The sequence below is a fragment of the Anabaena sp. 90 genome (assembly GCF_000312705.1).
GTDB lineage: Bacteria > Cyanobacteriota > Cyanobacteriia > Cyanobacteriales > Nostocaceae > Dolichospermum > Dolichospermum lemmermannii.
Genome location: NC_019427.1, coordinates 36193 through 62854, shown reverse-complemented (window position 1 = coordinate 62854; position 26662 = coordinate 36193). Strand labels below are relative to the sequence as shown.

General features: G+C 35.8%; 25 protein-coding genes and 2 pseudogenes. 11 read left to right on the top strand and 16 right to left on the bottom strand.

Annotation, left to right across the window (positions count from 1 at the left end; genetic code table 11):
* The first annotated feature begins 102 nt into the window (after positions 1 to 102).
* The 3 genes from ANA_RS00285 to ANA_RS00275 all read left to right on the top strand — a co-directional run bounded on the left by ANA_RS00285 (position 103) and on the right by ANA_RS00275 (position 2699).
* Positions 103 to 1818, top strand: a complete 1716-nt coding sequence (locus ANA_RS00285) for a bifunctional serine/threonine-protein kinase/formylglycine-generating enzyme family protein (RefSeq protein WP_015078033.1) — start codon at positions 103 to 105, stop codon at positions 1816 to 1818.
* 378 nt (positions 1819 to 2196) lie between these two features.
* Entirely contained in the window at positions 2197 to 2424 is a 228-nt protein-coding gene (locus ANA_RS00280; protein ID WP_015078032.1) for a hypothetical protein, read from the top strand.
* Entirely contained in the window at positions 2424 to 2699 is a 276-nt protein-coding gene (locus tag ANA_RS00275; protein WP_015078031.1) for a PIN domain-containing protein, read from the top strand. Before ANA_RS00280 ends, ANA_RS00275 begins: the two co-directional genes overlap by 1 nt.
* Positions 2700 to 2861: 162 nt before the next feature.
* On the opposite strand, the gene surE is transcribed toward ANA_RS00275, so the two are convergent.
* Positions 2862 to 3659 carry a 5'/3'-nucleotidase SurE gene (gene surE, locus ANA_RS00270; protein ID WP_015078030.1) on the bottom strand — a complete coding sequence of 266 codons (798 nt, stop codon included), beginning with the start codon at positions 3657 to 3659 and terminating at the stop codon, positions 2862 to 2864.
* A 14-nt stretch (positions 3660 to 3673) separates the two neighbouring features.
* On the opposite strand from surE, the gene ANA_RS27225 reads away from it, so the two are divergent.
* Together ANA_RS27225 and pheS are read left to right on the top strand one after the other, a co-directional pair.
* Positions 3674 to 3925, top strand: a complete 252-nt coding sequence (locus ANA_RS27225; protein ID WP_235081905.1) for a hypothetical protein — start codon at positions 3674 to 3676, stop codon at positions 3923 to 3925.
* Between the two features lie 32 nt (positions 3926 to 3957).
* Positions 3958 to 4950, top strand: a complete 993-nt coding sequence (pheS, locus tag ANA_RS00265) for a phenylalanine--tRNA ligase subunit alpha (protein WP_015078029.1) — start codon at positions 3958 to 3960, stop codon at positions 4948 to 4950.
* Between the two features lie 31 nt (positions 4951 to 4981).
* On the opposite strand, the gene ANA_RS00260 is transcribed toward pheS, so the two are convergent.
* The 3 genes from ANA_RS00260 to ANA_RS28035 form a co-directional block, all read right to left on the bottom strand.
* Positions 4982 to 5545 (bottom strand): Uma2 family endonuclease, encoded by a 564-nt coding sequence (locus tag ANA_RS00260; RefSeq protein ID WP_015078028.1) that lies wholly within the window; start codon positions 5543 to 5545, stop codon positions 4982 to 4984.
* Positions 5546 to 5752: 207 nt separating this feature from the next.
* Positions 5753 to 7546 carry a WD40 repeat domain-containing protein gene (locus ANA_RS00255; RefSeq protein ID WP_015078027.1) on the bottom strand — a complete coding sequence of 598 codons (1794 nt, stop codon included), beginning with the start codon at positions 7544 to 7546 and terminating at the stop codon, positions 5753 to 5755.
* Between the two features lie 284 nt (positions 7547 to 7830).
* A complete protein-coding gene (locus tag ANA_RS28035) occupies positions 7831 to 7962 on the bottom strand; it encodes a hypothetical protein (protein ID WP_256370329.1) in 132 nt (43 codons plus the stop codon).
* 237 nt (positions 7963 to 8199) lie between these two features.
* Between ANA_RS28035 and ANA_RS00250 the strand changes: the two genes are divergently transcribed.
* The 4 genes and pseudogenes from ANA_RS00250 to ANA_RS00235 form a co-directional block, all read left to right on the top strand.
* Positions 8200 to 8982 carry a PIG-L deacetylase family protein gene (locus tag ANA_RS00250; RefSeq protein ID WP_015078026.1) on the top strand — a complete coding sequence of 261 codons (783 nt, stop codon included), beginning with the start codon at positions 8200 to 8202 and terminating at the stop codon, positions 8980 to 8982.
* A gap of 60 nt (positions 8983 to 9042) precedes the next feature.
* Positions 9043 to 9426 (top strand): annotated as a pseudogene (locus tag ANA_RS00245) (glycosyltransferase); the annotation flags it as partial.
* Positions 9427 to 9621: 195 nt separating this feature from the next.
* Positions 9622 to 10755 carry an ISAs1-like element ISAsp2 family transposase gene (locus tag ANA_RS00240; protein WP_015078025.1) on the top strand — a complete coding sequence of 378 codons (1134 nt, stop codon included), beginning with the start codon at positions 9622 to 9624 and terminating at the stop codon, positions 10753 to 10755.
* A gap of 276 nt (positions 10756 to 11031) precedes the next feature.
* Positions 11032 to 11769 (top strand): annotated as a pseudogene (locus ANA_RS00235) (glycosyltransferase family 4 protein); the annotation flags it as partial.
* Here ANA_RS00235 and ANA_RS00230 read toward each other — a convergent pair.
* Positions 11752 to 12633: an aspartoacylase gene (locus ANA_RS00230; RefSeq protein WP_015078024.1), complete on the bottom strand. Its 882-nt coding sequence runs from the start codon at positions 12631 to 12633 to the stop codon at positions 11752 to 11754. The pseudogene ANA_RS00235 and the gene ANA_RS00230 sit on opposite strands and share 18 nt — an antisense overlap.
* A gap of 133 nt (positions 12634 to 12766) precedes the next feature.
* Complete coding sequence (locus ANA_RS00225; RefSeq protein ID WP_015078023.1) at positions 12767 to 14134, bottom strand: NB-ARC domain-containing protein; 1368 nt, start codon at positions 14132 to 14134, stop codon at positions 12767 to 12769.
* A gap of 222 nt (positions 14135 to 14356) precedes the next feature.
* Here ANA_RS00225 and ANA_RS00220 point away from each other — a divergent pair, with 222 nt between their 5' ends.
* Positions 14357 to 14815 carry a Mov34/MPN/PAD-1 family protein gene (locus ANA_RS00220; protein ID WP_015078022.1) on the top strand — a complete coding sequence of 153 codons (459 nt, stop codon included), beginning with the start codon at positions 14357 to 14359 and terminating at the stop codon, positions 14813 to 14815.
* A 372-nt stretch (positions 14816 to 15187) separates the two neighbouring features.
* On the top strand, positions 15188 to 15409 hold the full coding sequence (locus ANA_RS00215; RefSeq protein ID WP_015078021.1) for a type II toxin-antitoxin system Phd/YefM family antitoxin: 222 nt from the start codon (positions 15188 to 15190) through the stop codon (positions 15407 to 15409).
* A 19-nt stretch (positions 15410 to 15428) separates the two neighbouring features.
* Here ANA_RS00215 and ANA_RS23370 read toward each other — a convergent pair whose 3' ends face one another.
* The 10 genes from ANA_RS23370 to hepC all read right to left on the bottom strand — a co-directional run bounded on the left by ANA_RS23370 (position 15429) and on the right by hepC (position 26445).
* Complete coding sequence (locus ANA_RS23370) at positions 15429 to 16031, bottom strand: PIN domain-containing protein (RefSeq protein ID WP_015078020.1); 603 nt, start codon at positions 16029 to 16031, stop codon at positions 15429 to 15431.
* Positions 16028 to 16471, bottom strand: a complete 444-nt coding sequence (locus ANA_RS00205) for a hypothetical protein (protein WP_015078019.1) — start codon at positions 16469 to 16471, stop codon at positions 16028 to 16030. Before ANA_RS00205 ends, ANA_RS23370 begins: the two co-directional genes overlap by 4 nt.
* Before the next feature lie 183 nt (positions 16472 to 16654).
* On the bottom strand, positions 16655 to 18079 hold the full coding sequence (locus ANA_RS00200) for an O-antigen ligase family protein (RefSeq protein WP_015078018.1): 1425 nt from the start codon (positions 18077 to 18079) through the stop codon (positions 16655 to 16657).
* An 88-nt stretch (positions 18080 to 18167) separates the two neighbouring features.
* The gene (locus ANA_RS00195; protein WP_015078017.1) at positions 18168 to 19121 is read right to left on the bottom strand and encodes a glycosyltransferase family 2 protein; all 954 of its coding nucleotides are present in this window, start codon (positions 19119 to 19121) and stop codon (positions 18168 to 18170) included.
* Positions 19039 to 20241: a glycosyltransferase family 4 protein gene (locus tag ANA_RS00190; protein ID WP_015078016.1), complete on the bottom strand. Its 1203-nt coding sequence runs from the start codon at positions 20239 to 20241 to the stop codon at positions 19039 to 19041. Before ANA_RS00190 ends, ANA_RS00195 begins: the two co-directional genes overlap by 83 nt.
* A gap of 25 nt (positions 20242 to 20266) precedes the next feature.
* A complete protein-coding gene (locus ANA_RS00185) occupies positions 20267 to 21253 on the bottom strand; it encodes a glycosyltransferase family 2 protein (RefSeq protein ID WP_015078015.1) in 987 nt (328 codons plus the stop codon).
* Positions 21254 to 21452: 199 nt separating this feature from the next.
* Positions 21453 to 22598 (bottom strand): hypothetical protein, encoded by a 1146-nt coding sequence (locus ANA_RS00180; RefSeq protein WP_015078014.1) that lies wholly within the window; start codon positions 22596 to 22598, stop codon positions 21453 to 21455.
* A gap of 126 nt (positions 22599 to 22724) precedes the next feature.
* A complete protein-coding gene (hepA, locus tag ANA_RS00175) occupies positions 22725 to 24569 on the bottom strand; it encodes a heterocyst formation ABC transporter subunit HepA (RefSeq protein ID WP_015078013.1) in 1845 nt (614 codons plus the stop codon).
* Between the two features lie 66 nt (positions 24570 to 24635).
* Positions 24636 to 25580 (bottom strand): hypothetical protein, encoded by a 945-nt coding sequence (locus ANA_RS00170; protein WP_015078012.1) that lies wholly within the window; start codon positions 25578 to 25580, stop codon positions 24636 to 24638.
* Positions 25581 to 25692: 112 nt separating this feature from the next.
* Entirely contained in the window at positions 25693 to 26445 is a 753-nt protein-coding gene (hepC, locus tag ANA_RS00165; protein ID WP_015078011.1) for a heterocyst development glycosyltransferase HepC, read from the bottom strand.
* Between the last annotated feature and the right edge of the window lie 217 nt (positions 26446 to 26662).

Below are 26662 nucleotides of genomic sequence, written 5' to 3'. Positions count from 1 at the left end.
TTATTCCCTGGCGGTTGTCTGGCTGGCGGGTGTCTTAAACCTAGCTCTGGTAGAACTATCTTAGTATAGTATAAGCATCCCTAGAAATACCCACCATCTACCATGAGCCAATGCCTTAACCCCGCCTGTATTTATCAAAATCCCCAGGGTACTACCTATTGTCAAAAATGCGGCGGTAAAATCCTCTTAGATGATCGTTATCGTCCCATTAAATTTCTCGGAGAAGGTGGTTTCGGCAGAACATTTCAAGCAGTAGATGAAAAAAGATTAAATACACCCTGCGTCATTAAACAATTCTTACCTCAACAAGCAGGAAGCGGCGCATTACAAAAAGCCACTGAACTATTTCAACAAGAAGCCAAAAGACTGCAAGAACTAGGAAAACATCCCCAAATTCCAGACTTAGAAGCCTTCTTTCCCCAAGATGGTAGACTTTATTTAGTCCAAGACTTTATTGATGGTCAAAACTTATTACAAGAATTTCAAAATCAAGGCACATTAAACGAACCGCAAATCAGAAATATCTTAATAGAATTATTACCTGTTTTACAATTTATCCATGATAACAAAGTCATTCATCGAGACATCAAACCAGAAAATATTATTAGAAGCAAAAACGGTCAATTATTCCTGATTGATTTTGGCGTTTCCAAAGAAACAAGCGGCAGTATTTTAACTAGAATTGGAACTACAGTAGGTACTCCTGGATATGCACCTCCAGAACAGTTGCGGGGTACGGCTTACCATAATAGTGATCTCTATAGTTTAGCTGTTACTTGTGTGAGATTATTAACGGGACATTTTCCAAAATCCGATGGTTCAGATCAATTGTTTGATACTAACAGAATGGAGTGGCAATGGCGGAAATATGTTTCTTTAAGTCAGGAATTAACAACTGTATTAGAAACAATGTTACAAGATATTCCTGTTAATCGTTATCAATCAGCTACAGAAGTTTTAGCTGCATTATCAAATCAAAAAACAATAGTTATTCCCACCCCACCACCACAAACTTCTCAAAATCCCTTTCAACAAATTTTTCAGTTTATTTCTCCACCAACAAACCCACCCAAACCACCAACAAATACCAGCTTAAATATCAATCCTCAATCATCATTTACCGAAGACTTAGGAAAGGGTATTAAATTAGAAATGATAGCCATACCCGGAGGAACTTTTCTCATGGGTTCACCGGACAATGAAGTAGAAAGAGATAGTGATGAAAGTCCTCAACATCAAGTGACAGTTCCCAGCTTCTTTATGGGAAAATATCAATTGACACAGGCACAATATCAGGCTATCTTGGGTCTTAATCCTGCTCATTTCAAAGGCAAAAACCGCCCAGTTGAATGTGTCAGTTGGGATGATGCACTTGCATTCTGTCAAAAGCTAACTCAAAAGACAGGAAAAAGCTACAGATTGCCCAGTGAATCAGAATGGGAGTATGCTTGTAGAGCCGGTACAAAAACGCCATTTTCCTTTGGTGACAACATCACCCCAGATTTAGTTAATCATGATTATAAGTACCAACAAACCACAGATGTAGGCAAATTTCCCCCTAATGCTTTTGGCTTGTATGATATGCACGGTAATGTCTGGGAATGGTGCGAAGATGACTGGTATTGCGACTATATAAACGCGCCTACAGATGGCACTGCTTATAACAGTCTAAGGGGTAGAAATTATCGACTGCTTCGTGGCGGTTCTTGGAATGAGCCTGCTAGGCGCTGTCGGTCTGCGTCTCGCTATACTTATTTGTGCGCCACTCGTCACTCCAACTACGGTTTTCGGGTTGTGTCTTCGTTCAGGACTTTGTAGCCCTTTATACTCTTATTCTTTTACCCTCTGCTCTTCTTTCTCTTTTCCCTTCTTAATCCCTCTGCCTTTGGCGGAAAAAGTTTTTTTCCAGAAGAATATAGAGGTATTGATTGAACCATATCACATAAATTGGGAAAGTGTCAAGATCCTCAAGATTAACAGGTAGCTAGACAGTTAAATCATCTTTATGAGTAAGAGATTAGGACTTACGCACTGTACAAATTCACGATGATGTGCATGAACGGAAATCCGTCGTTTCAGGCTTTTGGTGATTAACTTCTGCTCAATAGCGATCGCTTGAAGTAAGATTTTGGGAGTGCGATCGCTTTCAGATAAAATAAAATAAAATAAAGGTAAATATAGCCTAAAATAACCTCTATGTCCTTACAAGAACTGAAAGAACAAGCCTTTCAACTACCTGAGAGCGATCGCTTAGAACTCGTCCGCGCAATCATCGAGTCATTGCAAAATCAACCCAGTCAAAAATCTGAACGGACTCGCATAATCAAACAAATGAAAGGTTTATTAAAAACCAATCAACCAGCACCAACCGATGAACAAGTAAATGGAATGTTAGAAGAACATCGAGTAGAGAAGTATATTTAGTGAAAATTCTCATTGATACCAACATTATTTTAGATTACTTGTTAGAACGAGAACCGTTTTTAGAAGATGCAGAAATGCTATTTCAAGCGATTGATTCTGGGCAAATAATTGGATATGTTACTGCTACCACACTAACTGACATTTTCTACATTGCTCGCAAACCAACTCAAAGTATTGAACTAGCTAGACAAGCGATTTCAACGACATTAACTATTATGGATAGGCTGTCCGATTTGCACGTTGTGAAAGGTCAAATTGGACTGCATAATCTGTAACATCCTGTACCAGCATCAAAAATTAGCCGAGTACCGCCTACTTGCATGGATACACAAGTCCTATTCTATATAGTTTACTACACTTATTTAATTAATAGCTAGTAAAGATTCAGTAACTTTACTGAAAATAACCTTTTCTAGTTTTGTCAAAGTTGCCTAAATCTACGGAAGTTTAAATTCCCATGTAGATAGCTGATTAAGTCCATGCCCATAAGTCAAATTATATTGCAATGGAGTAATACTGATATATTTTTTTTGAATGGCATGAACATCAAGGGGAATGTGGGTTGGTAAGTTTAATTCTATAGGTGGTTCTACATCTTCGATTACCTCTCCAGTTAACCAGTAGTAAGTTTTACCTCTAGGATCAGTTCGCTTGTCAAAAACATCCACATAACGTCGTACTCCTTGTCTAGTGAAAGTAACTCCAGCTATTTCTTCCCAAGATAACGGGGGGACGTTGACATTGAGTAACATCAATTCTGGCAGTGGTTGGGCGGCAATTTTAGCAACCAGGACTTCAGCAAATTTAGCTGCTGGTTGAAAATCTTTATGGGTATGACTGGTTAAACTAAAAGCAATACTAGGAATACCTTCAATAACTCCTTCCATTGCTGCGGAAACAGTCCCAGAGTAGAGGATTTCTGTCCCTAAATTTGCACCTTGGTTAATTCCAGATAGCACTAAGTCGGGTGGAGAATCCAATAAAGCCCATAGTGCCAATTTTACACAATCTGAAGGCGTACCATCACAAGCCCAAGCTTTAATATCAGGATGAAACACAGATTCCACTATTTCCGCGCGAATGGGTTGCAGTAAGGTTAATCCATGCCCTGTTGCGGATCTCTCTCGATCTGGACAAACTACTGTCACTTCATGACCCGCTGCTGCTAAGGTGTTGGCTAGGGTACGAATACCCAAAGCAGAAATTCCATCATCGTTGCTAATTAGTAATTTCATTTGTCAGTTGTCAGTTGTTAGTAGGGGCGAAGCATTTGGAAGATAAATTATCGGTCATTGCCAAAAATAGTTCTCCAAATGCTTCGCCCGTACAGTTGTCAGTTGTCAGTAGGAAAAATCCTCTCCCCTACATCCCCTACATCCCCTACATCCCCTACATCCCCTACATCCCCTACATCCCCTACATCCCCTACATCCCCTACATCCCCTACATCCCCTGCCTCTTGTCTGTTCCCTGCTTCCCTGTTCCCCGTTCCCTACTATAGACTAATGACTAATCACCAATGACTAATAACTAATGACTAGCAATTTAGAAGACCAACTTTTAGCATTACGACAAGAAGGAGAAACAGCGATCGCTGCTGCTGATAGCCTAGAACGCCTAGAAGAACTCAGAGTTAACTATTTGGGCAAAAAAGGGCAATTGGGGCTGCTGTTACGAAGTATGGGGCAAATGAGCGCGGAAGAACGTCCTCAGATTGGGGCGATCGCTAACACTGTCAAAGAAGCCATTCAAAACAGCCTTGACCAGCAACGCACAACCCTGGAATCTGCTCAAATTCTGGTACAACTAGAGGCGGAAACAATAGATGTCACCATGCCCGGTATTTACCGTCCCCAAGGTCGGATTCATCCCCTCAATGGCATTATTGACCAAACCCTAGATATCTTTGTCGGCATGGGTTACACCGTTGCCCAAGGATCAGAAATGGAAACAGATTACTACAATTTTGAGGCTTTGAATACTCCCCCAGATCATCCAGCCCGTGATATGCAGGATACCTTCTATTTACCAGATGGTAATTTGCTGCGGACTCATACTTCCTCAGTGCAAATTCGCTACATGGAAAAGGAAGAACCACCCATTCGAGTTGTTGCCCCAGGTCGAGTATATCGCAGAGATGATGTAGATGCGACCCATTCAGCGGTTTTCCATCAAATTGAACTTTTAGCCATAGATGAAGGACTAACTTTTACAGACCTCAAAGGAACTGTGAAAATATTTTTACAATCAATATTTGGCGATTTACCAATTCGGTTTCGTGCCAGTTATTTTCCTTTCACCGAACCTTCAGCCGAAGTAGATTTACAGTGGAAAGGACGTTGGTTAGAAGTTATGGGTTGCGGAATGGTTGACCCCAACGTATTAAAATCTGTGGGTTATGATCCAGAAGTTTATAGCGGGTTTGCTGCCGGTTTTGGTGTAGAACGTTTTGCCATGGTATTACACCAAATTGATGATATTCGTCGTTTGTATAATAGCGATTTGCGCTTTTTACAACAATTTTAATGCAGCGGCGGGGTTTCCCCGCCCTTAATAATCATGAACCAAAACTTAACCAACCAAAAATTTCTTTAACTGTTAATTCTAAATTGATATTTTCCAAAATTGGTAATTTATCATCACCTTCATATATTTCTATTTTTTGTCCAGGAAATACAGCTAATACACTTTCTTCCTCTGGATTTAATAACCAACCTAATTCAGTTCCGTGACGGGAACAATGCAATAATTTCGTTAATACTTTTTTCTGTGGTTGTTCAGGAGAAAGAATTTCTATTACCCAATCAGGATGAATTTCAAACCGATTAGCAATTCTCCCAGATTCAGTTTTGGGGATTCTTTCCCACCGGAACACCGCAATATCAGGCACAATGGTACTACCACCAAAGGTACAACGTAGTTCTGGGAAGGCATAAGCAATCTTTGGCGTTTCCGCTACTTGATTAATATTGGTACAAAATTTAATCTGTAGACGACTGTGTTCACCTTGTGGCATAGGTTTTTGTAGGATTTCCCCGTTAATAAATTCTGATGCTGGTTTAGTTTCTGGTAACTTGAGAAAATTTTCTAGTGTAATCTGGCGTTCAGTGGCTATAGTCATAATTGGTAACTAGAAAGCATAATTATATTATCAACGATAATGTTGAAAATTAGTTTTCGGGAAATATAGCAATCCTATTTGATTTGTGATAGCGTAGCGTGCCGTAGGTATACATTGCTAAAGTCAGATCCCCGACTTCTTAAAGAAGTCGGGGATCTTGTTGGTGATTGGGGGACTTTAACTTGTAGAGACAATCGCAGTTTTGATCTAACTCCGCTGCCAAATTTTAATGGTTTTATCCAAACTTCCACTAACTAACATTTCTCCAGAAGCAGTAAATGATAAAGCTGTAACTGTGTTAGCATGACCTGTAAATGTCCCTAATAATTCCCCAGATTGTAAATGCCACAATTTGATAGTTTTATCAGCACTACCACTGGCAATAATTTGTTCGTCAGGACTTAAAGCAACTGTATTCACACTATCTCGATGTCCTTTGAGAGTGTGAACTAATTCCCCAGTGGCTAAATTCCAAACTCGAATAGTTTGATCTTGACTACCACTAACTAAAAATTTAGCATCAGCACTTATGGCTAGGGAACTAACAATATGAGAATGACCCATCAGGGTGTATATTGGTTGTATATCTGGCAATTTTTTCTGATTGAGTGTTGAGGATGTTTCCCAAACTTTGATTTTGCGATAACTACCTGTAATTAAAATTTTCCCATCTTGACTTAATACCATTGAATGGGCTGCGGTATCATCTAAGGATAGAGTATTTTCAACTTGGCGATCGCGCAAATTCCAAAATAAAATCTGGCGATCATGGCCACCAGTCGCTAACATCTTACCATCAGGAGTAAACGCCACACAACGGACATCTCCATGATGTTTATGGAGAATATCAATTAGATCCAACGCCCCAGTATGCCAAATTTTAACGGTGGAATCTGCACCTACACTCACTAATGTTTGTCCGTCGGTGCTAAAAGCCAGAGAATTAACTTCATTAACATGATCAGAAATCACCCAAGGATATTCTGATAATGTCTCGATTAATTCACCTTTGGCTAAGTCCCATAATTTTGTTTCTCCCCTGCTACCACTAGCTAACATCGGGATTGTTTTCACATTTTTAGATCCAGCATCTTCAACTACTAAGGTTTTGATAGCATAGGCTAAACAGTTAATACCTCTGGTATGTCCAATCAATGTTTGCCAGCATTCCCAATCACCAATAATCTTCTTTTTAGGATGATCTGATGGTAAGGTTTGAATGGTTTCTACCATCATTTTCTCATCAGTTATTGGCACATCATCTGGCTTACCACCCAGAGATTGTAAATACCAATTTAATCCTCCCGCATATAATAGACTACTGGGAGTTAGATAAGTTTTGGCGTTGGAAAAATCTAGTTGATTTGTGGGTAAAAAACCAGTAATTACAGTTTGTTTGTGGTATCCTAATTTGTTATTTCCAGGATAAAACAAACACAAGAAAATTAATACTTGGTGGTTAATGATATCTTCTTGACTAACAGACCAACGAATTTTATCTTTTTTAATACCGTTAAAACTTTCTCCATCTGCTACGTGAATTTGAATACTCACTTTTGGGTTATTAGCTAACAAATAAGTAAACTTACTTTCACTACGTAAATTTCCCTCATCATCCAAAACCATATTGTCTAAAGTGTCTTGTGGCACTTTTCTCACCAATTTTCCTAAGCGTTCTGTAATCATCCAATCAACAATTTGTTCACGGACAAGATAATCTTCTGCTTGACGTTGAAAATAAGTAGGAAAGGGAATGATCCAATCAGGATATTCAGGATATTCTGGTGGTATCGGTGGGGGATTTTTGGCGAGAATTTCAGCTTGCTGACGGGAACATTCGAGAATTTTTGTGAATGAATCCCCCGCAAATGCCATTACCTCACTGTGATAACCTTTAACTCGACTTTCTAAAAGAGAAAGATCCGCCGTTTTCGGTTTTTTCACCCGGTTTAAGAAGTCAGTTTGTTGCGCTTTTAGTAAACTAATCCAATTCATCTGCATGATAGTGGCACACCATTGCATACCCAAGATAACTTATACTAATGGAATAATTACTCAATTTATAACTTCAGCCAAAATTCAGTAATCATCACAGTCTAATAGAATACAAAAACTAGCTGAATTTAATGGTAAACATCAACCCCTACGGTGATTAAGCACTGCTTAATTTTATATAGTAGGTTATAGAGATTTCGATGATTTCCCTAAATTCTAACTAACCTAACTAACAATTTACTGTTTCTAGAGAAACACTTCTGAGTAGAAAAATAGTAAGCATTCACTCGTCAGTCGTCAGCTAATACAGCTTTGCGTAAAACACGGGTAATTAAAACTTCCTCTTCTTGACTATTCCTGCTTTTAGCTGACTCCTGAATACTACTGAAAGATTTTTTACACCCTGTCCGATTTTCAAACATCCTCTTATTGAGATTTTCAGGATAACTTTATTAAAACAATAAATAATATGATCTAGGGCTTAACTATCATAAAAATAGTTGTTTTGATTTACGAGAAGCATCAATATGTGTCATCTACAAAACTTTAAGTTTATCTGGAATCAAGACTATCATAAAAATAGTTGTTCTAATTTATGGTAAGCATCAATATTTGTTATCTAGAAAACTTTAATTTTGTCTTGAATCAATTTTAAAATTATGAATCCTAAAAAAACACTCACCTCATTAGAAAAAATAATTCCTAATAAATTGCTAAATCAGATACAATATATTCATTGTAGTCTAGTTTCCTGGTGGATTTTGCATTGGGGAAGTCAGCCTTTAAATTTTTCTGAAAAATCAGCAATGGTTTTTTCTCCGCATCAAGATGATGAAACCTTTGGTTGTGGAGGCATGATTGCCCGCAAAAGAGAACAAGGAATACAAGTAGGGATAACTTTTTTAACTGACGGTAGAGGTTCTCATGGTTTAGATCCACTTATGCAAAATCAAGTTATCCAGATTCGTCAACAAGAATCTTTGATAGCTTTAGATATTTTGGGTGTGAACACTTCAGAGATTCATTTTTTAAATTATCAAGATGGCAGTTTGGCTTCTTTGAATATAGAGAAAAGGCAACAGATAATTACTGAGATTTCAGAATTACTAAATTTGTATCAACCTGGAGAGGTTTATGTACCTCACCGCAAAGATTGTCATCAAGATCATGAAGCCACCTATAATTTAGTGAAAGAGGCAATTATTCAATCTAAAATCACTACAGAAATACTTCAGTATCCTATTTGGGTATTTTGGCGATCGCCATTATTTATTCTGTTGAAGTTACAAGATATTGCAGCGGCTTATCGCTTATCAGTAACATCAGTAAAAGAGAAAAAACAAAAAGCTATTGCTGCCTATCCTTCCCAGCTTGAGATGTTACCTCGGGGATTTATTAACAGATTTTTATATTCGGAAGAAATATTTTTTAAATCCGAGTGAAGTTGTGAGTGGTAAGCATCTGAAGATTTACTATCAATAATTACAGTGGAGAAAATTTAAATGCGGATTCTACATATTACTAATCATGTCCAAAAAATCGGTAATGGAATTGTTAATGTTGCTGTAGATTTAGCTTGTTTACAAGCAAAAAGTGGTCTGGATATTGCTGTAGCTTCTGCTGGTGGAGAATATGAAAAATTATTAGCAGATCACGGTGTTGAACATTTTCATCTCAATCAGTGTCGGACACCATTAAATCTCATTAAAGCTGCTTGGCATTATCGCCAAATCATTAAAGAGTTTCAACCGGATATTGTTCATGTACACATGATGACAGGGGCAATTTTAGCCGGTATTTTTCGCAAGAATCGAGAATATCATTTAGTTTCTACTGTCCATAATGAATTTCAACATAGTGCTATCCTCATGGGGTTAGCTGATCAGGCAGGGGAAACGCATCTAATTTTTTTTGACAAAATGTAACTTCTATGAATAGATAAAAAGGGCAGTATTACCATGTTAATATCAAGCCAATAAATGAGTATGAAGAAAATTTGATGGTAAATTCGTTTCTATAAGAATCAATAAAATGAGTTGAAGTGGTATTCTCAATAAAACTAAAGAGACAAAATTCACAAAATGAAGCTACCACCAAAAATCACAATAGTAGATCACTTTAAAGATTTAGAAGATAAAAGAGTTGAGAGAACAAAAAGGCATAAATTAATAGATATAGTAACCATTGCGATTTGTGCAGTGATCTGTGGAGTAGATAGTTGGGTATTGATGGAGGCTTATGGAAAAAAGAAAGAAAAATGGCTAAAACAATTTTTAGAACTTCCAAACGGGATTCCATCTCATGATACATTCGCAAGAGTATTTGCGAGAATAGATCCGCAACAATTTCAGAATTGTTTTTTGAGTTGGATAAAATCTATCAATAAAATTACAGAAGGAGAAGTCATAGCAATAGATGGGAAAACATTAAGGCATTCATATGATAAAGGAAAGGATAAAGGTGCGATTCAGATGGTAAGTGCATGGGCAACTAGTAATAAATTAGTATTAGGACAATGTAAAGTAGAAGAAAAGTCAAATGAAATAACAGCCATACCGGAATTAATTAAAGTATTAGATATAGCCGGATGTTTAGTAACGATTGATGCGATGGGGTGTCAAAAAGAGATAGTAAAATCAATTGCAGAAAAATCAGGCGAATATATTATCGCACTCAAAAAGAATCAAGGTAATTTATATAAGAATGTAGAAGAAATCTTCAAAGAAGCTATATCTAAAGGGTTTGAGGGATTCAAATATAGTGAATTTCATACAAAAGAAGACAAACATGGAAGAGAAGAGATTCGTCATTATCTCATGTTATCAGACATAGAAGAAAGAATAGATACTGATAAGAAATGGGTAAATCTTCAAAGTGTAGGAATGGTAGAATATATACGAAAAGTTAATGGAAAAACGAAGGTTGAGACAGGCTATTATATAAGTAGTTTGACAAATAATGCGAAATTACTAGGAGAATCAGTCCGCACTCATTGGGGTATAGAGAATTCATTACACTGGGTTTTAGATGTAGCTTTTAGAGAAGATGATTGTCGGATAAGAAAGGATAATGCACCACAAAACTTTGCAGTTATTCGTCATATAGCAGTTAATCTTTTAGGAAAAGAAAAAAGCCAAAAACTAGGAACTAAAAGTAAGCAGTTTTGTGCAGGATGGGATGATGAATATTTAGAGAAGATTTTAGAATGTATCTGATAAAAATCAGAAAATATAGACAAATATAAATATAACCAATTTATTTTTCTGTTGATTCTACAATAGAATCTATATTTTTGATGCCAAAAAATATAGATATTAATATATAGAACTGAACAAAATAAATCCATCATTAAAAATAAATAATTACTCTAAATTTATGAAATTTTTATAATTTTAATAAAGGAATTTATCAGATTTTGAATGAAGTTAGATATTTTCCCATATTGATGCACTAATATAGTATTTTGTCAAGATAATTTAGATGCGTTTCCCCTGGCTGATCAGGTAATTACAGTTAGTAAAGCAGTAGCTAATTCAATGATTAAACGGGGTATTCCACCTCGAAAGTTGCGCGTGGTTAGTAATGGGACGTTAGGAAGTCCTCGACATAAAAAACTGGCAGATTATCAACCAGTAGAAATGCCACATCCATCTATAACTACTGTGGCTGGGATGTATACCCGCAAAGGTATTTATGAGTTAATTGAGGCCTTTAAAATAGTTTCCTCAGACTTTCCGCAAGCACATTTATATTTAGTAGGAGATGGTCCAGATCGTTCGATATTTGAGGCAATAGTGCAGAATACAGATGTTAGTAATCGCATTCATTTTGAAGGATTTCAGGCAGAACCGCAACGCTATATGTTAGCAACGGATATCTTTGTTCTGGCTTCACATTGCGAATCTTTTGGCTTAGTGCTAACGGAAGCGCGGGAAGCTGGTTGTGCGATTATAGCCAGTGATGTAGATGGTATTCCTGAGACTTTAGATTATAGTCAAGCGGGGATTTTAGTGCCACCCAAGGATATTCCAGCCTTAGCTAATACTTTGACACAATTATTGAGCGATCGCCAACTTTTAGATCAGTGGAAATTCCGCGCCCAACAAAATTTAGAAAGATTTAGTGCCGCAAGAGTGAATGAAGAAACACTAAATATATATCGTGAATTAATGAGAAAAGACAATATCATCAGAGTCATGGAAACCAGAGAATTAGCCAATCTTAATTAATTCTTTTTCGCTAATGTGCATCGCAATTCCTTTCTCATAATAGGCAGCTTCATTAATAAAGATTGGATAAACAGTAGAATTTCCTTGATAGAAAATTTCTTCTCCTGTGAAAGTCAGAAAAATAGGATCACCAGGATGCAAAGGTTCATAATCTTGAAATTGAAGTTGGGGGTGAATCATCGCCTGAATTTCCCCTACTTCATTTCTCGGATAATCAATCACACCAATTGATTTATAGACTGTTAGTGTGTTATTTTTTGGCAAATCTTTTCCTTGATTATAGTCTTCAAAATAATCTAAAACACTATAAATAAGTTGTTCAGTCTGTTGAAATAATTCCGCATTTAAAATCCCCTGGGGTACAGCACCAACTTCAATTGCAAAACCCAAATCACACAAAGAACGTAGAAAACCACTACCTTGAGGTTGTTCATGAATATAAACCTTCACCAAAGGATTAACTGCACTCAAATCCGCAGCTAATTTGAGCAGGAAAGGGTGCCAATTTCCCAGAATAATACATAATCCCATATTGGCAGTAGTCGTATGTACATCAACAATTGTATCTACAGATTCTTGATTTTCTGGTTGTAATATTTGCTGAATTTCTCGCGCCCTTAATTCTTCGTAACTTGAGATTTTTGAACTTGATAATTTATCTTGATTAAAGCAACGATTCAGATCCGTATCAATATATCTTGTCCGTGCAGCAATAGCTTTAGGATTACCAAGTAATGATAAAGTTTCAAAACTACCTCGATGAATTAAATGGGGATATTGCTGAAACTTTTTAACCAAGTAAACTCCCGTTAACTCATTACCGTGATTTCCCCCAACAATCGCCACCCGATGAATTTGATTCATAAATACCTCATTTATAAGCAACTTAGCTATGAAAGTGAACACATTCTATCAGTCCATAGCCTTTTGTGCTGAGATGCTGCATAAATAATTTTCTCACAGTCCAGATGCCAATAGCAAGAGGAAGGGAGTATAATTAATGATGATAAATTCTGAGATATTCTTTAAAAATGGGGGAAAGAGTATATAGTTTTTGATCATTTTCTAATTTGGATACTAAAAATCTTCTTGTTAATGATTGTAACCCGTTAATTATATCCATTGATGATAATGATAAAAGTTGTTTTATCTCATCTCTAGATATAGGTTGATCATTTTGACTGATTTTTAATAATATCTCTTTTTCAACTTCAGATAATCTCATCCATATTAAATCAAACAGAGTTTTAAAATCTTCTGTTAAAATTAAACTATTTTCTTTGATAAATTCGGCAACTTCACCCTCAAAGACATCTTTAATTAAAATACTGATATACTGTAAATATTTAGGATGACTTTCATATAAGTTAATTAAGTTTAACCAAGTTTCCTCATTTTTTAATCCTTGATTTTTTAATATCTCTGTAGCTGCACTATCTAAACCTGATAATTCTAAGGAATGAATTGGATAAAGTTCACTATCTAAAGAAATCATTTGTTGGCATTTTTCCTGACTGATGAGAATTAAACAACTTTCATGTTCAATTTCTGTAATCATTTGTAAAAAGGTTTTGTAATCTTGATATTCAGGTTTATATTGTCCTGAATATTGTTGAGGGGTAAATATTTCTTCTAGGTTATCGAGAATAATTAAGCAGCGTTTTTGATTAAATAATTCTAAGGATTGATTTAAGAAGTTATTGGTATTGATATCTTTGCTATTTACATTTAATTCGGTGAGTATTTCTGTAAGGATAGAATTTAAAGAATTAGATAATTTAAGATTTTTCCAGATAATTACATCAAATGGTATTATGTGAGTATCAAGAAAGTGTTTCACTAATGTGCTTTTACCAATACCGGAAATTCCCAAGATTGAGATTAAGCGAGTATTGGAGTTTTCTACCCATTTAGATAGGGTTGTTAGTTCATTGGTTCGTCCGTGAAAATGGGTTATTTTTAGTGATTGTTTGAGGTTAATATAAGATGTTTTTTGTTTGATTTTATCTTCATAATTAATTGCTTGTTTTTGATGATCTGGGTTATTTGGACACCAATTCACATGATTTTTGATTCCTATCCCAAGAATTTGCTGATTAAATGAATTTGCTAATCTTTCGATAGACCAACGAAAATTAGATTTAGTAACATCTTCACCTAATTCTTTTCCCAGAATTTTATATAACTCACGACTAACATTTCCAATATGATTTTCGCTTTCATAGCCAAATTCATCGGCAATGTCACTATAGATTTTACCGTGCCAAATGCCTTGAACAGCACTTCGTTGTAAGTCGTTCAGGTGGTTTCCGGTGTGTTTAAAGACTAATTCATCAACTATTTGTAACACTTCTGTAACAGTCATAAATGCCCGTATAGTTAGGATTACAGCTATTTTAGCCTAGTCTGGGGTTGAATTATCAAGGGTTTTCAAGGGTTTGGATTAATATTTTTTTACAAAATTGGGTAGGAAATGAAGTATTTTAGCAGTATTAAGCTTACTGTGCTTGTGCAATAATTATGCAAAGACAAGGCAAGTGACAATTACCAAACTTATATACTGATAGAAATTACCAGAAGAGGACAAGTGAATCAGTTTAAAACCCTTATTTATGAACAAGAGTTAGAACACATTGCAGGATGGGTTCAAGAATATCCCAACTTAGAAACAGGTGGAGATTTATTTGGCTTTTGGACTCATTCAGGTTTTCCTGTTGTTCAGTTTGTTCTAGGTCCTGGAAAAACTAGCAGACATAATCAAACTAGTTTTTATCAAGATAGAGAACATTTAATTAAAGCAGGAGAAATTCTCAGACAGAAACATGGCCTTCAGCATATTGGAGAATGGCACTCTCATCATCAGATGGGATTAGCACGACCTAGTGGGGGTGATGAACAGACTGTTTTTAACGCCTTAAGGCAATACAACTTTCCTAAGTTTTTGCTATGTATTGCTAATTTACATTCAGAAAGGGAAATTGTCGGAAGTAAATATATAGGAGAAAGACAAGATACAATAAACGGTGATGATAGCTTTTTTGGATAACTAATTTCAAATGTTAGGATTATTCAGATTAGATATAAATTCGTTTTCAAATTTTTATATATGGGTAGGGGTTCAGCAATGCTCATTGGTGTCAACTTAACGTAAAATCCATAGCCCGCCTGGGAATGAATTCCCAGTCTAATAGCAAAAGTCATCTGAAGATGACTGAATATCCTGAAAATCTTTAGTCTACTTTAGTAGACTTTGGTTATTAGCCCGGAAATTCATTTCTGGGCGGGTGTGGAAGCCAACAGATCAGGCATTTTTAGCCTAAGTTGACACCAATGAGCAATGCTAAACCCCTACGTTATTTTTTTATAAAAAATGCTATAATCATCTCAAAATTACAAAATTGCATGAAAATCACTCACTATGTCTTCTATAGAAGTCACACAAGCAATTAACCAAATATCAGAATTATTCCATCTAGCGTTAAACGGAGAAGAAATTATTATTACCGAAAATCACCAACCATTGTTAAAACTAACTGCACTCAAATCTAAATCTCAACGTCCTCCTTTATTTGGTACAGATAAAGATATTATTTCTATTGCTGATAATTTTGATGCCCCATTAGAAGAATTTGCAGATTAATCATGTAAGTTAGCATTTTTTATTGTTTATTTAACCATCCTTCTAAATTAGGTATCTTACTAAAATAATTAATTCCCAAATTAGCTAATATCTGTTGAATATTAGTATTACCAAATTCCTTAGTATTCTCACTAAAAAAAGCTTTGTTAATTGATAAATTATTTTCAGCATGAGCTAAAATAACCTGTAAAATAAAATCATCTCTTTTTTGATTTTTCCCAGGTAGCAAAGGATTAGTTAAAGTAGCTTCTAACATTTTAATGCTTGGTTCAATCAATTCACAATGATTTTTTAAATATTCGAGAATATTCAAAAAACGCTTTCTAAAATCTCGTAATACTTTTCCATAATCAATCAAACAAAGTTCTAAATAATTGGCAAAAGATTGAGAATTAGTTAATCCTTTATTTCTCTTACCTTCATTCATTTCTATTTGAATAGTTTGAGAAAAAGATTGACTACGTTTTTCTTCTCTTTCTATCGCTACCAGGGTTTCCATTAAACAAATACTAGGAATAACAAATTTTAAGTTTCCTGAAGAATGATAGACAAAATCTTCTAATTCTTTGTTTCTTCCTTTGGCAATTGCCATAATTGAATTAGTTTCTAAATAAATAATCATAATAAGTCTAACTCCTCTGTTGTACCATCAAACAAAAGAGTAAATAAGCCAATTTCCTTCATTTCCTCAATGTAAGGAGGGGTTTCACTTTTCCAATGATAAGCTAAATCTCTTAACCATGATTGAGTTAAAGTTATTAAAGTAGATTGATAGATGATACCTTCAATACTGCCTACATCATAATGTTTTAAAACATTTTTTGTGTCCAATCTTGCTACTTCTGTAAAAGTCGGACTCTTAAAGATTCTCATGACATTAGAATTAACAAACATTAAAAAAGGAATATGCTGGTATTCTTCCATTTTTAAGATATTAAGATCCGGGGAAGAATACATAGCGGAAAATCTCACATCTATGATCAAAATATATTTATCATCTTTATCTTTAGCAGCAATTGCTGGTTGAAAATCAATTATAGTTGGAGGTTGTATTTTTAACATGGTATTTAACCTCTTGTTTAATAGTTTAACTACTTTTCATACAGGAAATATTTATACTAAATTCTATCACAAGTTATCAATAAAATGTGATCATAATAATTATAACTCCTCTGTGGTGTCATCGCACAAAGGAGCAAATAAGCTAATTTCTTTTATTTTCCCACCTTCAGGAGGGGTTTTAATTCAACTCTGCGGTCTGCTGTAGTATTTATGTCCGGCCATAGCCATTGCCAAAAATCCCCACATAATCATCCCCGCAATACTCAGCATCCCGCTATAGATAATTAACTGAGCGCAAGAACTGATACCAATAGCGCGGGCAGCACTGAGAAAACTATCAAAGCGACCTTCTGTATAATTACTAACCGTAACTAGCAGCAATACTAACCCACTAATATAGGGTATAGCACCAATCCAACCCAAGGTAAAAAACATATCTAAAATGCCGCTATCAATAACAATCACTTCTATTTGTCCAGTTTTTTCATTTACTTTCCAGATATTTCCAAAGCCGTTACCGACAACATTAGAAAGAGCTAAATTCAGGTTTCTGTCATAAGTTGCGGATCTATCTCTAAAACTACCATCTTCTTCCAGATTAGAAAAACTTTCAAATCGAGTGGTAATGACTTTAGAAAGCGGTTCAATAGTTACCAAGGGAATAACACAGATTGTCATCACTAAAATTATAGTAATTAATCGCATTTGAATCTGGGGTTTTACTGAACCAAAAATCATAATAATTCCTAATAACCAACCGCCCCAACTTGTTCGCACTTGGGAAAGTAAAAATGATAAATAACCTACAGCAGAAGCGGGGAAAATTAACGGACCGGTGCTGGTAAATAATAATAGTAATCCAGTCTGCATAACAGTTCCAAATGGTCCAGGTGAGTGTAATGTACTCCAGACGCGCATTCCAAAAGGAATTGGTTGTCCAGCACTGGTAAACATTTTAGATTCGATTAGCCAATATCTGTCCCATTCAGGAGCGACAACAAATTGATAGACACCGTAAGCTCCCAGGATGAGTACACACCAAATAAATGTTCTTTGCAGATGTTGACGATAACTGGGATAATCTCGCCAATTAGAAAATAGGTGAAAAGCAAAAATTATCGGACTTAACCAATCTAAAAAACTCCGAACTACAGGGAGTGGTTGATTGTAAATTAAACCTATTAAACATCCATAAGAAACTCCTATAGCAGCTAAAAGAAATGGCAGTCCCCCTTGACGAAGACTGCTAGGTAGATGTTTTAAAAAGGTGAATATTGTCAGGAATACGACTAAATAAGGTGCAATTAACATTTGTCTGGTGGGGTCCCAGCCAATTTTATAGTCAACTAAACGAGTGATTAAGGGGGTGAGAAACCATATCCACCAGGTGAAGCCGATATAGTGAATGGGATGCCGCAAGTATAAAAACGCCGCTACTAGAAAAGCAGTGGCGGGAAAAACGAGGCGTAAACTACCTGTACTGGTAAAGTAGCAAGCTGTGATCAGGAGGATAAAAGCAAGAATGATCATCCAACTTTGGGCAGATCGATCTTGGGGAGAAAATTGTTCTTTTAAAACTGTATTGAAAAGTATTGGTTTGGAAATCATTCTCTATGTTTGCCTATTTTGTATTAGGAAGGAGTATTTAAAGAGGTATTGAACGCAGATGAACGCAGATGAACGCGGATAAAGATTCTTAACTCCTGACTCCTACAAGATGGTGATTTCCTATCTTTCTATATTTTTGATATCCTAACCATCTTCCTTGTAAGGATGCTCGCAATTTTTTACTGGCAATTTCTTTTTGTTGGGGAAATAATCTTAACCATTGACATATTCCTAAACTTTCTCTTGTCCCAACTAAAATTGACCAGGATAAAAATACAATTTGACGCAGGGGTGAAAGATGTTCTAATAAAATTAAGGTTTCGTTGTGGACTAGGTTAATTAATGCGGTGTCGTTAAAATTGTGGCGTTGATCTTCATCAAATCTTTGGGCGGGATAGTGATCTACTGCAATGCTGGGATCATAAATCATTTTCCATCCAGCGCGTTTGAGGGTGAGGGCAAAGGACATTTCAAAATGTACCTGTGCGCCCGTTCCTTGCATTCTGTCATCAAATCGCAATTTGCCGATCGCCTGGGTGCGAAAGCTCATATTCACACCTTTGAGAACATCAACTTCACGGGGTGCGCCTACTCCTAAGTGATGGTTGCCAATGACGCGCCCCCACCATTGCAATTTACCAACTATGGGACGGGAACCATTTTCTAATTTGTCTCCTTGATACACCCAATCACGACCACCTACGCCACCAATGGTATAATTAACGCTGAAGTGAGTATTAATTTTGGCTAACCAATCCGGGTGGGGGGCGGCATCATCATCGGTGATGGAAAGAATGTCTCCCTGTACTTGTGCTAGTCCGGCGTTGAGGGCGGCGACGACTCCCGGCTGGGTGACGGTGACAATCTGTAAGGGGAGGAGGTGGGGCGGAAATTGGTGGAGGAATTGCTGGGTTTCTGTGTCTGTATCTCTGACAACAACGATCGCCTGATCAACTGATTTAGTTTGCTGTTGCAGTGCTTTCAGACACCGGGCTAGGTCTTGAGGACGGCGATAGGTGGGGATGAGAACTGTGTTTCTCATGGGTGATTAACTCCTCAAATATATTTAGATAGGTTTGTGCCATTGTTGACCAGCTATGTTGCTCGGCAATAGTCCGGGCAATTTTACCCATTTGTTGACGCAGTGAGCGATCGCTATTTAACAACTCCAGCGCCTCTGCTAAAGCATTAGCATCATCACAATCGTCTAAAACGATGCCACAGTCGGGATTAACTAAATCAGCCGCACCAGTAGTAGTGGCGGTAATCACGGGCAAACCTGAAGCCATCGCTTCAATCACTACAAGTCCAAAGGGTTCATAACGGGACGGAAACACAAATAAATCTGATGCCCGTTGAATTTGGGGCATATCATGGCGATAACCTAAAAAATGCACTCGTTCACTAATATTTAATGCTTTTGCCATTGCCGGATAAGGGCTATCTTGAGTACCACCGACAACTGCTAAATGTAATTTAGGAACTTTTACCAAAGCATGAAGTACAGTATCTAAGTTCTTCCGGGAAATCCGAATATCACCTGCAAATAATGCCAAATTGACATTTTCAGGTAATCCTAATGCCGTCCGCGAACTGACACCAGGAGCAAATTCTTGTAAGTCTACACCATTAGCAACCACCCGAATTTGTAAACGAGGTACACCAATATTTACTAATTCTTGGGCAACTTTTTCTGAGACAGCAATAATAATTTTAGATTGGCAAAAAGCTTGTTTTTCCCAATAAGCATTAGCCGCAGTAAATAACCATTGATATAACCCGTACAAATCTTTACGGTTATGGGAAATATGCACAGGCGATTTTAACCATGAACCATGCACAAAATGTACAGCATTCACATCAGTTGCCCCCATAGTAATCGCGCCATTGACTTTAATTAAATCCAAATTAGCTCGATTTTTACGCAACCAATCGGCACTTTTTTTAGCAAAGATGAAATTGCGAATAAATTCCGTAGGATACCTTGCTACTGGAATATAAATACAATTAACAGCATTATTTTCAGATAACTCTGGGGCAATTTCACTAGCTAATAATGTCAGATCATGACCACGACGAATGGCTTCTTGAGCGACTTCATAATTAACTCTACCTTGACCATCACCTTTTCTGATTTTGTGGGTAACAATACAAATTTTCACTCATAACCTCTTGTAATTGACTAAGTTAGGAAACTTTCCAAATTTTATTCGTTAAATTGGTAGGAATAAAACTAATAATTAAAGCGACTAAAGTGCGTAAGTTAAATTTTTGCTCACTTAAAGTTTGCCAAAAATAACGGCGAGCATCTGTAATTTTTTGATCTCGTAATAAGCCAATTCCTAAAGTTGTATTAGCTTCTAACCATTTGGTTTTAAAGTAGGAATTAAATTCTTGTAACTGTTGATCTTTCATAAAGGTTTGATAACAGAATAGCTCACTTTTACCTTTACGGATTTTTGCTTGAACATTGCGACTACCACTAAGCATAGTATCAGTTTGTTCATGCTCTCGATATTTAGTTAATTTTTCGGGAACATAGTAAACTCCATAGCCAGAAATACAGCAAAGATATGTTAAATATAAATCCCACATTCCGTCAACCTCTGAAGGAATATTATCCCAATTAAGCACACCATTTCTGATTACACAAGCAGCCGCAGTGGGAATACTTTTATCAATTAAGCCAATTTGAGTAAAATTTTCATGAACTCCAGGAGTGATTTGGTCACGTTTATAACTGCGGGTATTGTTTTCAGTGGCAGCAATATTAATTTTACTATCACCATCTATAATATATTGGTCACAAAATGCCAAAATTAAATTGGGATTTGCTTCTAAGTTGGGAACAAGTTTGGATAAAAAATCCTCATTCCACATATCATCATCATGGAGACTAGCCACATATTTACCTGTGGCAATTTTAAAACCATAAAACTGGTTAGCTAACATCCCAATATTTTCTTTATGTCGCCAAAATTTAATTCGTGAATCTGGAAATGATTCAACTAGTGCTTGGGGATTTTCAGAACTGCAATTATCAGAAACGATAATTTCTAGATTTTGATAAGTTTGTTGAACGGCACTATTAATTGCTTGTTTTAGATATTCTGGACGATTATAGGTAGGAATAATGACACTTACCAAAGGTTCGGAGGAGTTAATATTTAACATTGATTTTAGGATGAGAAGATAAACTAAGTAGGTGAACGGAAAAAAACCGTAGACGCGGAGCGGCTTCTCGAAGAGTAATATGTAACCAAAAGTAAAATCGCCGAAACTCTCTTCACTCTTGCCTCTTGCCTCTGGTTACTGAGCGAAGTCGAAGTATTGCCTCAAGCCTAGTGCCATAACGACGATTTTCAATGCTAACCTACTTACTTTTAGTTGTTGTTTGTTTTTGGGAAACTATCTCTAAAAAACGCAAAGCTGTAGGGACAGGACTATAATTTTTAATTGCCCAACTTCTTCCTTCTTGAGCAATATATTCCAGAATTTCGGGATTTTCTGTAATTCTATCTATTGTGGCTTGAACATTATCTAAATCTACACCAATATAATGTCGCCAATTTTCAGGCATTACAGGTAAAGTAATCCCATATTTTTCAAAATCAACATGAAATGTCACACATCCTGCGGCTAAAGATTCCCAAAATCGCCAACTATCCCATTGTAGAATTGTATTTGACTGTAATTTTAACTTAGCTAAAAGTTGTTTAATTCCACGATTAATTAAACTACTAGGATCATTAGGCCAAGTAGGTACAAAGAAGCCACCAAAGCAAGTACAAGCAACAGATTCTTGCAGACGTTTATAATAATTGGGATAGTGTCTACCACCAGTTTGTAACCATTGTAGATAATGATATCCTGCTTGCGGATGATGATTTGGATCATCAACAAAGTTATTAATAGAGAGAATGTTTTCAATTTGAGGAATTAGCTTACTACAGCTAATATTTCTGACAGGATGTCCAGACTTCCAATGGCGAAAATTGACAAGAATCTGTTTTTTTCTAGCAGTAAAATCTGGTATGGTATTCAGTTCTTGTAAAATGCGATTACTCAGTCCAAAAACCCAAGGCTGAAAGTTATTACCATAGTTTAGTTTGCTATTAAAATGAGTTCTTAAAATCAAATCAAATTGTCTAAATTCTGGTATTTTATTGTAGGTTTTATTATTATCCTCACAATCCAAATAAACAGTAATATATTGACGCTGAGGATGAAATAAGTTCTTTGGTAATGGTTCTTGAATATGATATGAATTGGTTGTGAATATAACTATAGAACAATCATCAGGTGTCACATCTGCATGATGTTTAAAAAGATATTCTGATGTTTCTAAGGAATTTTGCCAATAATTGACATTAGAAAAAAATGGGATTCCCAACTCTTGAAAACCTTCAGCCAAACAAATTATTAAATGTTGAAATTTCTCTCCTATAGAAATATTTTCTACAGGATCACAATAAAAATAAATTTTAAGAGGAAACTTGAGGGAACGATTATTTGTCATATATTTAGCCTGATGATTGAGTAAATATTAAAGGTTTTATTTTTGATATTTAAAATCAGTGATGGTGTTATTTTTGAAGTCTACCAATCTCTGAATATAAATATCAAAGCAGTTTATTAGTTGATATTAAGTATCCTGTTTAGAAGTCATTTCATACTGCATTTGATGATATTCCCAAAGTTTACCTTGAAGTTCTAGGAGTTCTTGATATTTACCTTGTTCGACAATTCTTCCCTGTTCTAAAACTACAACTTTATTCGCTTTAGCAATAGTAGAAAGACGGTGGGCGATCGCAATTACTGTGCGGCCAACAGATAGCTTTTCTAAAGATTCTTGAATTAACCGCTCAGACACAGAGTCTAAAGCACTTGTAGCTTCATCTAAAATCAGAATTTCGGGGTTTTTCAGCAATGCGCGAGCGATCGCAATTCTTTGTCTTTGTCCACCTGATAACCGCACACCTCTATCTCCTAATTGCGTATCGAAACCTTCCGGCATTTCTAGAATAAATTCTAAAGCATTTGCCAATCGTGCAGCTTCTTTAATCTCTGTTGCTGTAGCTGTTGGTGTCCCATAAGCAATATTATTCCAAACAGAAGTATTGAAAATAAATGTATTCTGACTAACAACTGCTATCTGAGAACGCAGAGAGTTAATGTCAAATTTGCGAATATCAACTTCATCTATATAAATATAGCCATCAGTCGCATCATGAAAACGAGGAATTAAATCTGCAAGTGTGGTTTTTCCAGCCCCAGATGAACCAATTAAAGCCGTCATTTCCCCTTGCTTAATGGAGAGAGTTATATTATGTAAAACTCGTTGATCAGGACTATAATCAAAATCTACCGATACTAAATCAATTGATCTTTTAAAACTAGGAAATCTGAGTGCGCCATTTTGAAAGTAGATTTTATCATCAGTTTTTAACAACTCCTTGATATTTTCCACTGCTCCCGCTTGGGTACTTAAAAAAGCCACGACTCCATTCAAATCTTGAGTCATAGGGATAATGCGGAACAGGACAAAAAAGAAAGTTAACAAAGCTGAAACTTTCATTAATCCTGTGGTTAAAGCCACAATAATCATACTAATTAGAATTAGCGTAGATATACTTTCAGCCAAAGGCTTAACTATCAAAGAAATCCAATAAACACTTTTCCACGTATTAACAATTTTTTCACTGGCTTGATAATACCGTTTTCGCTCAAATTCTTGAGTAGAAAAAGCATGAATTGTGCGAATACCTTCGATAAACTCTAGCACCCTAGCCGTAAAGTTATCATTAGCAGTAGTAATAGTAAAACTACGTTCTCTAATTTGTTTATTTAGAGTGGATAATGCCACCGCTAAAAGACTAAATAGCAAAATAGAAACTATAGTCAGTTTCCAGGAAAGAATAAACAAGGAAATAGAATAGACAATCAGTGTAAAACTTCTAGTGATTAAAAAAGCTAGTCCACCAAAAATCTGCCTAATTCTCTCCATTTCACTGGTGAGTGTATTAACTAATTCTCCAGATTTTTTATGACTAAAATAATTAAGAGTTTGAGCCTCTAACTGTTGAAAAATTCGTTTACGGAGATTATCTACTAAACTTATTTCACTAAACTGAATGCAAATCTGTCCTATATAATTGAAGGATGCTCGCATACAGGTTGTAACAACAATTAAAGCTGATATTCGATATAATCGCTCTGTTGCGGAAGCATTAATTCCTAAAATCAAAATATCAAACCAGCCTATTCCTGTTTTCACAGGTTCAGCCCCAGGAGTAGTTAAGCTTTGCAGAAACACCAGCAAAAATCCTAAACCAAACCCTTCAAAACTGGCAGCTAAAGCCGAAAATACGATAGCTAAAATAGCCACAACTCGAAAGTGTTTAAATTCTCGTAATATTACCCGATTATTTTGCCACAAACTTGTAGCTTGAAAGATTTTCACTGTTGACGGTAGAAATTTGGAATCCATAAAAATTTTGACCAATAATTTTGATAATTAAGCACAGAAGCATCAATCTCAAGAAAATAAATATGCTTACATAGGAGCGCGACGAATAAAACGACCAAGAGCAGAACCACAGAGAATTTCAAATTTCTGCCATAGTATTTTTGCCATTGAATAAAGTCGAATAGGTGTTTGACTATGTTGCCAATATAATTTATCAGTTATGGTGGGAGAGCTACCTTCTAAAGCACTAAGCAGCAGTTTTTTCCGCCAAGGTTTAATATTTGGAATTGTGGCGTGAGACATGATAGTACCACCAGGAACAAAATCCATACCGTCTGGTCCAACTGTACTTAAAGGATAATTAGTCAACATCAATGCTAAGTTTAAATAAGTCTGGTCTCCATAAAGATATGGGTAATGATGAAAGGTATTATCGTTATAAAGATCGTCTAAATTGGCATATCCTGCCATCTCACCCAATTCTTCTAATTGCTGCCAAAGTTTCAAGATAGATTTGTAATTTTTATGAACTCCAATGAAGCCACTATTGTAGTGATAATCTAACTCACGGTCACAAGTAAAACCATTGTTTTGAGCAAATTCTTTCCATGCTAACCGTTTAGGATGATTTGCCGGAACAAAATACCAAGAATCACCACAAAGAGCAATTCCCCGACTTACCCAATTTTCATAAAAATCCCACTCACATTTATTGACAATATCAGGATCAAAGTAAAATAAGGCATCAATATCTGGACAGTAATTTTCCCATAATTGGGACATAAAATCAGGTTTATAAAAACCTAGATGTTTTGGAGTTGTTAGCTTGACAAATCGGATTGCACAACCTTCACCTAAAGAAAACTCTTGATAACCATTTTCTGTTTTCAAAGACTTAGCCCAAGGTGGCACATTTCCCCGATAACCAGCCCAAATTATGCCTCGAAACCCGTGGTGATATAAGGAATTTACTAAAGCCCCCACACCATAATGATAGTCTTTTTCAAATACGGTACAAATCGCTGTTTGCATGGTAGTTTTTATTTTTTACTTAGGTACATAATTCATAGTTATCAATATGAGAACAGGAAGTATTCATCAATTAGATAAAAGCGCTTAAAAACACAGAGTGAATATATTTATTCTAAACTATAGGCAAATTAACCTTATTCTCTATTTGCCATGCACCGCTGAAGTTATGTTTTTGATTTAACTTTTTGCTCTGGGCTTCTAAGCTTAATTTAACCGCATCTTCTAAAGACAAACAACGATTATTAAGTAGGCAAAATTTTCCTTGAAATAGATTCAATCCATTAGATAAATTATTTAGAAAAAATGTACCTAATACAACAATTAAATTAGTCATTTCATGTTTAGCTGTTGGGCTAAATTTAATAGCTCGAAAAAGTTGTTTATTTTCTCCCACATACCACTCATAATCAAACAACAATTTGGGAGAATATATTTGAATAGTTATCAATCCTCCTAGTATGACTGGACTCATAAACAGCAGCAGAAATAAAGCCCAAGTCCAATCAATGATGATTCGTAAATTCCTGAAAATTTGATTACCTTTTTTTGACGATTTTCGATAAACAGAAATGTTTATAAATATCGGCTTATTAGCTTTTTGACAAGCATTTGCCCAAACTTTTAATAAAGAATCACCAATTTTTGGATCTATGCTCACTAAACTAACTGGAGAATGTTTTAAGCATTCTATTAACGATGCTTCATTTTCTAGTGCAGCTAAATGGGGCTGTGGCAATTTTTCAGAAGCTTTCACCAATAACTTTCCTCTCCGCCATTGCAAGGTACATGATAGGAAGTTAAAATTTTCAGATGACTGAGGTATAATAGAGTTATTATTTAGACTAGAAATGACTGAAATTGGCATAGATTAAAAGTGATAAAGTAGTAAAAGATTGACTTGATCTGTACGATCAGGAAATTAAAATTTTCTCAATCGTAAAAAATACATTAAAGATAAGCAGATTTAACTTTTATGACTAACCAGCGTTCCTCCTTGTAAAATTTGTTTATATTAAAATACATATAGGAATCCGCTTTGATTTCTGAATTTATTTGCTCTTGTCTTTGAAAGTTAGATGATG